This is a genomic window from Moraxella atlantae NBRC 14588, from assembly GCF_001591265.1.
Lineage (GTDB): Bacteria > Pseudomonadota > Gammaproteobacteria > Pseudomonadales > Moraxellaceae > Faucicola > Faucicola atlantae.
Genome location: NZ_BCUL01000008.1, coordinates 91,130 through 99,515 on the forward strand (window position 1 = coordinate 91,130; position 8,386 = coordinate 99,515).

General features: G+C 49.8%; 7 protein-coding genes. 2 read left to right on the forward strand and 5 right to left on the reverse strand.

Annotated features, from left to right (window positions below):
* Positions 1-70 precede the first annotated feature (70 nt).
* Both ribBA and MA2_RS06540 read right to left on the reverse strand, forming a co-directional pair.
* Complete coding sequence (ribBA, locus tag MA2_RS06535) at positions 71-1,207, reverse strand: bifunctional 3,4-dihydroxy-2-butanone-4-phosphate synthase/GTP cyclohydrolase II (RefSeq protein ID WP_067058113.1); 1,137 nt, start codon at positions 1,205-1,207, stop codon at positions 71-73.
* Between the two features lie 154 nt (positions 1,208-1,361).
* Positions 1,362-2,654 (reverse strand): replication-associated recombination protein A, encoded by a 1,293-nt coding sequence (locus MA2_RS06540; protein WP_067058115.1) that lies wholly within the window; start codon positions 2,652-2,654, stop codon positions 1,362-1,364.
* A 254-nt stretch (positions 2,655-2,908) separates the two neighbouring features.
* Between MA2_RS06540 and MA2_RS06545 the strand changes: the two genes are divergently transcribed.
* The gene (locus MA2_RS06545; RefSeq protein WP_067058117.1) at positions 2,909-3,394 is read left to right on the forward strand and encodes a type IV secretion protein Rhs; all 486 of its coding nucleotides are present in this window, start codon (positions 2,909-2,911) and stop codon (positions 3,392-3,394) included.
* Positions 3,395-3,405: 11 nt separating this feature from the next.
* Here MA2_RS06545 and lolB read toward each other — a convergent pair whose 3' ends face one another.
* On the reverse strand, positions 3,406-4,074 hold the full coding sequence (gene lolB, locus MA2_RS06550; protein WP_067058119.1) for a lipoprotein insertase outer membrane protein LolB: 669 nt from the start codon (positions 4,072-4,074) through the stop codon (positions 3,406-3,408).
* A 104-nt stretch (positions 4,075-4,178) separates the two neighbouring features.
* Entirely contained in the window at positions 4,179-5,900 is a 1,722-nt protein-coding gene (locus MA2_RS06555; protein WP_115253973.1) for a tetratricopeptide repeat protein, read from the reverse strand.
* 373 nt (positions 5,901-6,273) lie between these two features.
* Here MA2_RS06555 and hemA point away from each other — a divergent pair, with 373 nt between their 5' ends.
* The gene (hemA, locus tag MA2_RS06560; RefSeq protein ID WP_067058123.1) at positions 6,274-7,572 is read left to right on the forward strand and encodes a glutamyl-tRNA reductase; all 1,299 of its coding nucleotides are present in this window, start codon (positions 6,274-6,276) and stop codon (positions 7,570-7,572) included.
* A 187-nt stretch (positions 7,573-7,759) separates the two neighbouring features.
* Here the strand turns inward: hemA and MA2_RS06565 are convergent.
* The coding region (locus MA2_RS06565; protein ID WP_156470938.1) for a LysE family translocator at positions 7,760-8,386 on the reverse strand (627 nt) is incomplete at its 5' end.

The window sequence follows — 8,386 nt, forward strand, 5'->3', positions numbered from 1 at the left end:
GCTTAGTCCAATACAACAAGCCTAAACGTTCGATGTTTAGGCGTGGGGCGCGGCAAGATTGTGATGGCGGCTACAAATCTTGCGGACTTGCCACGTTTTCGACCACATTTAGACCAAAGCCCGATAACGCATTAAACCGTGTTGGCGATGACAACAAACGCATATCACGCACGCCCAAATGGCGTAAAATCTGTGCGCCCACACCGATACTGCGGTAGGCTTGTGGCGGTTGCTGTTGGCTTTGGGCTTGGATCTGGCTTGCCGTTGCCGATTGGCTTTCGGCGAAGCGATCAAGCGCGTCACCCAAATTCAATGACGATTGCCCACCAATCCAAACGAACACCCCCTGCTGCGCGTCTTGAATGGCTTGCAAGGCGTTGTGCACGTCCCATTGTCCGCCGCCCGTTGTGCTTTGTACGCCAAACAAATCACGCAATGCCTGCAGCGTGTGCACGCGCACGGTTGAGACACCTGCCCGTGGGTCGCCTTTGACCAGTGCCAAGTGCGTATCTGCCGAGCCCAATTCGGCAAAACGGTATGCGGTAAACTCACCAAACTCGGTATTGAGGGCAAAACTTGCCACCTGCTCTACCGTTTTTTCGTGGGTAATGCGGTAGTTAATCAAATCGGCAATCGTACCGATTTTGATACCGTGTTCGGCGGCAAATTTTTCCAAATCATCACGCCGTGCCATCGTACCATCGGGGTTGATGATTTCAACAATCACCGCCGCAGGCTCAAGACCTGCCAGCCGCGCCAAATCACAGCCTGCCTCGGTATGCCCCGCGCGATGCAGCACCCCACCTTTTTGCGCCATGATGGGAAAAATATGCCCAGGGCTGACGATGTCCGATGGCTTGGCAGTCGCTGATACCGCTGCTTGCACAGTACGCGCGCGATCAGCCGCCGAAATACCTGTGGTTACGCCTTCTGCCGCCTCAATCGACAAGGTAAAATTGGTGCTGAATTTGGCACCGTTTTTGTCACTCATCAGCGGCAAATCAAGCTGACGGCAGCGCGCTTCGGTCAGTGTCAGACACACCAAGCCACGCGCGTGGGTAATCATAAAATTGATATCCTCGGGGCGCACGTGGGTCGCCGCCATGATCAAATCGCCTTCGTTTTCGCGGTCTTCGTCATCCATCAAAATGACCATTTTACCGTTTTTGATGTCATCGATGATTGCAGAAATGCTGTCGAGTGCCATACGTCACCTGTTGTTAAAATGCTTAAAAATTTTTGTTCAAACCCGATGGGATAAATGAAAATCGTTTAAATTTAGCGATTATTATAAAACGAATTGGCGCGCATCGCAGGGGCAAAGTTGGGTGTTTGTGTTAAAAGCGTCAGAGCAAAAAAGGTTAGGAATTAGATTGGGTGGACTGCTTGAGCCATTGCATAAAAGCATAGCTTTGCTGCTCTTTGGCGTTATCGGCAAAGGTATAAAACTGCGTGCCGACAAGGCTGTCGGGCAAATACTGCTGGGGGTGGTAGTGGTTGGGGTGGTCGTGTGGATAAACATACGCCGCGCCATAGCCTTGCGCTTTCATCAAGCCTGTTACGCCGTTGCGCAGGTGCAGCGGTACGGGCGATTGGTCACGCTCGGCAAGTGCCATGGCTTGATTGATGGCGCGATAGCTTGAGTTGGATTTGGCACTGGTTGCCAGATACACCACCACTTGCCCCAAAATAATCCGCGCCTCAGGCATACCGATGCTTTGTACACTGCGCAAAGCGGTGTCTGCCAACAGCAGCGCGTTGGGGTTGGCAAGCCCGATATCCTCACTTGCTGCAATCACCAATCGCCGCGCGACAAACGCAGGGTCTTCACCTGCCACCAACATCCGCGCCATCCAATACAACGCTGCGTCGGGGTCACTGCCGCGAATGGATTTGATCATCGCCGAGACGATGTCATAATGTTGGTCGCCATCGCGGTCATAACGCACCAGTGCCGCGCCTGCCACTCGACTGACCGCTGCATCATCAACGACAATCAGCGTATTTGGGTCGGCAGAAGTTTGCGCTTGAATAGCAATCTCAAGCAAATTCAACGCTTTGCGCGCGTCGCCTCGTGCCAAGGCTTTGATGGCGCCCGACTGGCGCAAGGCAATATTTTGCTGGCTTAACACATCATCTTGCGTGATGGCGCGTTGCAAAATCGCGTCAATTTCAGCATCGCTGAGCGGCTGCAAACGATACACCTGACAGCGCGATAATAACGCGTTATTGACACTAAACGACGGGTTTTCGGTGGTTGCACCGATCAAGGTGATGTCGCCTGCCTCAACCGCACCAAGTAGCGCGTCTTGCTGTGCCTTATTAAACCGATGAATTTCATCCACAAACACCACAGGCGGAGCGGCAAACAAGCCGCCACCTGCGTTATCAACCTCAAGTGCGGCGCGTAACTCCTTAACCCCTGCACGAATCGCCGACAATGGACGAAACTCACGCCCCACTGCATCGGCAAGTAGCATCGCAAGCGTGGTTTTGCCAATGCCTGCTTCACCAAACAAAATCATCGACGGCAAATAGCCCTGCGCAACAATCCGCGCAATCGGTGCATCATTGCCCAACAAATGCCGCTGCCCGATGATGTCGGCAAGTTGTTGTGGGCGCATACGTTGGGCAAGCGGAATTTGGGGGTTCATGGGTGGCTGGTGGTTTAAAACGCGCTAACTAAAATGAATACTAAAATAAAAGGCTTGTTGGGTGAAGTCAAGCGTTTTGGTGGTAAGGTTTGATGCTGTGTATGGCTGAACTTATGCGGCAGCCATGCTAGACTATAAGCCATGCTAAAATATAAGAAGCCATGCTAAACTATAAGAAGCCATGCTAAACTATAAACCATGCTAGACTATAAACAGTCAAACTAACGATAGCAGCCCACCCAAAATCCACCGCCATGCCCCGATTACCCTTTTCCAACCCATTTACCCTGCGCCAACAATCGCGCCTTTTGACAACAGGCGAACGCGCCATTGCCGACAGTGTGTTTGGCGACTCGTTGGCACTCGATGATATACGGCTAAAAACCGCGTGGTGGGTACTCAAGCATTACGCCGTAAGCCCCAATGGCAACATTTACTTTCATCCCGATGACTGGGTGGCAGATTTTAGCCAACAAAGCATCGCCCAGCAGTCGTGGTTGGTGCATGAGCTGACCCACGTGTGGCAACTACAGCAAGGCATTGCGGTATTGCGCCGCGCCGCGTTTGACCGCCGTTATCGCTATCAGCTCATAACGGGTAAGCCGTTTTTGGCATATGGTGTTGAGCAGCAAGCGCAAATGGTGCAGGATTTTTTTGTCCAACGCGCCCGTGGGCAAGACTGCAGCGCGTTGGCGGCGTGTATCCCGTTTGCGCATGCGCAGGCGGATATTGCTGGATGACTAAGAGCCGTTTAGTGGTTAATTGTCATCACCACCTTATAGCCAGCAGGGTGGGTTAAGACCAAACGGCTGGGTAGGGTGTTGGGCGCGGCATTTTGGGTCGCGTAATCAAACGCGGCTTGCCAATCGCCATTGGTGGCTCGGGTTAGGCGGTTTTGCGCGTCGCGCTCGGCAGCATTGTCACTGGGTGCAGGTTGCCCCATCATCCAAAACGGTAGTTGTGAAATCGGTGCTTGAAAGCCCAACATGCGGCGCAGCAACGCCTCTGGGCTGTCGGCTTGGCGTGTGCGTTTGCCATCGGTCAACGTCGCGGAGGTGCCATCGTAGTGGATTTGAGTTTGCCCCATGCCAAACGGTGCGGTCAATTCAATATCAAATCTAACGCCTGATTGCACCCAGGTGTACAGCGCGCTACCGCCACCTTTGGGGCTATTAAAGCCCAATTTGCCGTTGATGTTAAAGCTTGGTGGGATAGGCTGGGTGGTGCTAACAGGCGTGGTTTTGGCGTTGGCTTCGGCGGCGACAATTGGACTGGTCGTTGGCACGACAACCACAGGTGCGCTAGATGTCGGGGTAGGTGCGGCAGGCACAGGTAGCGGCGCAGGACTAGGGCGTTTGGGTGTGGTTTGACACGCGGTAAGCAAACTGGTCAGCAATAAAACAGGATAAATTGGGCGCATAGGTACTAACCATTAGACGGTTGAAAAACGTGTATCATAAAACAACTTGTTGGTACACAAGCCAATTGCTTAGCAGTCATTGGGCAGTCAGTGATGGGTGATGGTCAGCGTTCGCCCGACTGCAATAAGTCTTGTAAAATCTTATCCACGCGTGTGGCTTCTGCGTGGTTGCCAAGTTTGTTGTACGCCTCGCGCAGCAACAAACCGCTGATGATATCGGGCAAGATGTCAAAATTATCCTCTAGTAAATTCACCACTTGCGTATATTGTTGTTGGTGTAAGGCTTGTTGCGCCAAAATTTGACGCGCCTTTAAACCAACCTCGCGGTCATTGATCAGCGGCATTAATAAGGCGTTTACTTCATCGCTACGGGTTTTGAGGCTAACCAATGTGCGCGCGTACTCTAGCTGATAATCGACTTGGTTGGGCGCGGTGCGCACAAGCTCGGTAAGCAAAGGCAGCTTGGCAGCAGGGTTAGTGTCTGGCATCAATAGCACTTTGGCAAACACGATATCACGATTGTCGGGCAAGGCAGCCTGTGCGCTGTTAAGCGTGTTGATGGCTTGTTCGCGTCGCCCTGTACGTGCCCACACATCGGCTTCTAAAATATAGCTTTGTGCGGCAAAACGGTCAAAATCGCGGCGCAATTTGACCGCGCTTGCCAGTGCCTCACTGTAGCGTTGTTGTGTTATCAGCAGATTGATTTGGCGTTTACGCGCTGCCAAGACCAAATCAGGCTGCATGACGTTGGCATACGCGGCAATCGCGCGGTCATCTTGGTGTTGGCGTTCGGCACTGGTCGCCAAATAGTAGTAGGCTTGGCTGCGGTATTCGGGGCTTTGGGTCAGCTCAGTCAGCCAGTGCTCGGCATCTGTGTAGCGCTGGCTGTCGATACCAACCAATCCTGCCAACAGCTTGATGTCATCATCTGCCAAAAACGCGCGGTTTTTGTCATCGTTCAAGTTCTGCCATGCACCCAATGTGTCGCCTTGTTCAATCAAATACCGCGTTTGGTACAAAAACAGGCTTTTGTTGTCGGGTAGGGTGCGTCGTGCCTCGGCAATAAAGCGTTTGACCTCAGCAGGCTGTGCCAATGTCTGCAAAATATCGGCTTTAAGCGTCAAGTACGCAGGGCTGGTAGGACGTTGTTTTAACGCCCTGTTGATGGCATCTAGCGCGGCTTGCGATTCATTAAACTGCAACAATAAACCTGCTTTCATCACAAGCAGCGTTGGATTGGTTTTGATATCCAGTTTTTGTAACGTGTCTAGCAGTTCGCGCTGTGACTGGCGATCGGTCGGATAAATCCCTGCCAAAATTTGGCTCAAATCGGCGTTGGGGTCGTACTGCAAAATCTCGTTGAGTCGCTCACCTGCCAGTTCGTACTGATGGGCTTTGAGCGCCAAATACGTGACGTAAAACAGCGCAGGCACATCATCGGGATGCTGAGTCTGCCACGCATGAGCAAAGGTTAAGGCGCTGTCAGGCGTGTCATAGCGCAGCGACAAATCCAGTGCGCGCTCAAACACAGGCGCGGCATTTTCCAAAAACGCTTGCTGACGGTAAATTGCCAATGCCTTGCCGATATCGCCACGTTGGGCAGCAAATTCAGCCAGCATAATGTTGTATAGCGCAGGCTGGCTGGTTGCGGTTGGGTTGGCGGCAGGCGTGATGGCTGATGCCGCGCTTGTATACGATGACGCTTGCATAGGCGCGGCGTTTATTTGCCCCATGCCCACTGCCAACACCATACCAACAGCCACACGCTTGAGCGCGTCAGTAACGGTTGGCAAAGGTGGGTATAAGCTTAGCACAAGCAAGTTCATGGCGTTGGTTTCTTGTGTTAAATCTGCTTTATGATCACATCTGCTTGACACATAAGCAAACAAATTGGCAGAAAATTTTTAAAACGATATCAATTGAAATCTTAAGATAAAACAATAAAAATTTTATTAAATATTTTATCAAAAAATCAGCATGAAGCGTATTATAACGTGATTTTAACGCCGAAAATAGCACAGCTTGGCGACGGTGGCACGCCAGTGACAGAAAAATATCCGACGAGGGTTGAAGGTTTTGCTGCTAGGCGCAACATGGTATAATACACGTTTTGCAACCAAGCGCGCGTAAGCCTTATGCGTGGGTTGTAGTGCCGCCGATGAATGGGAGTCGGCGCGGGCATGGGGATTAGGCTGGCTTATGCGGCTGTTTGTTCTTGGGGTTAATCACAAATCTGCACCAGTTGCGCTGCGCGAGCAACTGGCGTTTGGTGGTGATGAAATCCCGACGGCGTTGGCGCAACTGGCACAACTGACAGCAGGTGCGGTGATTGTTTCAACGTGTAATCGCACCGAGCTGTACGTTCTTGCGCCCGATGGGCAAGCCATGAATGATCTGACCGCGCGTGTCATCGCGTGGCTGGCGCAATTTAAAGGCATTGATGCACAGCAAATCGCGCCGCATCTGTACTGCCATCAAGACACACAAGCCTTGACGCATTGGATTCGTGTAGCATCGGGTCTTGACTCAATGATTTTAGGCGAGCCACAAATTTTGGGGCAAATTAAATCCGCTGTGCTACAAGCCGAAGACGCAGGCAGCTTGTCGCCTAAACTCGGTTGGTTGGTGCAGCAAGTGTTTGCCGCCGCCAAACAAGTGCGCAGCGAAACACAGGTCGGCTCACAAGCTGTATCACTTGGGTTTGCTGCCGCACGATTGGTCACGCAAATTTTTGATAAACCTGCTGCCACCACGCTATTGGTGGTAGCGGCAGGTGAGATGAACCGACTGGTTGCGACCAATATCGTAGGCTTAGGTGTGGCGCGGGTCATCATTTGTAACCGTAGTCCTGCTCGTGCGCAGCTGCTGGCAGACGCATTACGCGGCATGGTGGCACAGATTGACACCATCAGCCTTGCTCAATTGCCTGAGGCGTTGCCGTTGGCGGATATCGTGACCAGTTGTAGCGGCAGCTTGTACCCGTTGATTGACAAAAAAATGGTCAAACAGGCGCAAAAAAAACGCCGTTATCGTCCACAGTTGATGGTGGATTTAGCCGTACCGCGCGATATCGAGCCAAGCGTTGGTGGTTTGGACGATGTGTATTTGTATTCGATAGATGATTTACAACACGTCATTGCAGGCAATTTAGAACAACGTCGCCAAGCGGCGGTTGAAGCAGAACTGTTGGTCAGCCAATTGGTGGTTGGTATCGAGCGGCGAATTTTAGTGCGCCGCGTTGGGCAAGATATCCACGACTACCGCGAGCAAGCACAGCACCATGCCGAGCGTTTGCTTGCGCATTCGCTACAACGTCTTGCCGATGGGCAACCTGCCGAAACGGTCATCACTGAGCTAACCCATCAGCTGACCCAAACCCTGACCCATGCGCCCTCACGGCTATTGCGCCAAGTTGCCAGTGAACAGCCTGCCGATACGGTCAGCTTCGTTGCCCAACAGCTTACCCATGCGTACCGCCCTAAGCAAAATAAAGTCTAGACGCAACGCAAAACCAGCGCAATAATGCGCGGCTGTCGTCATTTTACCCCTTACAATCCCAATACACATAAGACTTTCAACGACTTTCTAAAAAAGACAAAAGCTTTAAAAAGATAAAAAAAGATTTTTTGTTAAAAATTTTGAAAAAATAAAAGAAAAAACCGTCCAGAAGGACGGTTTTTTAAGATTAATTTAAATAAAAAAGATATAAAGTGTTTATCATTTTGTATATTGCATATAAAGCTACAAGTAATAAAATCATTCCAGAGAGCTTATTTATAATATTGACAATCTTATTATTACTTATTTTTGAAAAAACAAAAGAGTAGGTAGAAAGAATAGAATAATCTAGTATTATCCAAATAATCACTAGGATAAACATAGATATACCTATGTTGTTTGGATAAACACTCAAAAACATTGGGAAAAAAGCGATGAAGAATAATATGTCTTTGGGATTAGAAATACCTATGAGAAAACCATCTTTAAAGTGATTTTTCGTAATTTTATTAGAATTCTCATCAATAGTTCTTTGTATATCCACTTTGTCTCGTATGATACCTATTGAAAAGTATAATAAATATAAAGACCCTATTAGGGTTAGCCAATTTAAAGCTATCTCACTTATAGAGAATACACCTTTAATTATGATAAAAGAAATAAAAATCAAAATTAAAGAAGCTGTATTAGTTCCCATAACAGTTTTTAAACCTGCAAGAAAACCATCTTTAATGCTTGCACTAACTACTAGTACAGTAACTGGACCAGGCGTACCTAAAAAAAGTACGATAGATAGGATATAAGTCGTTAATAA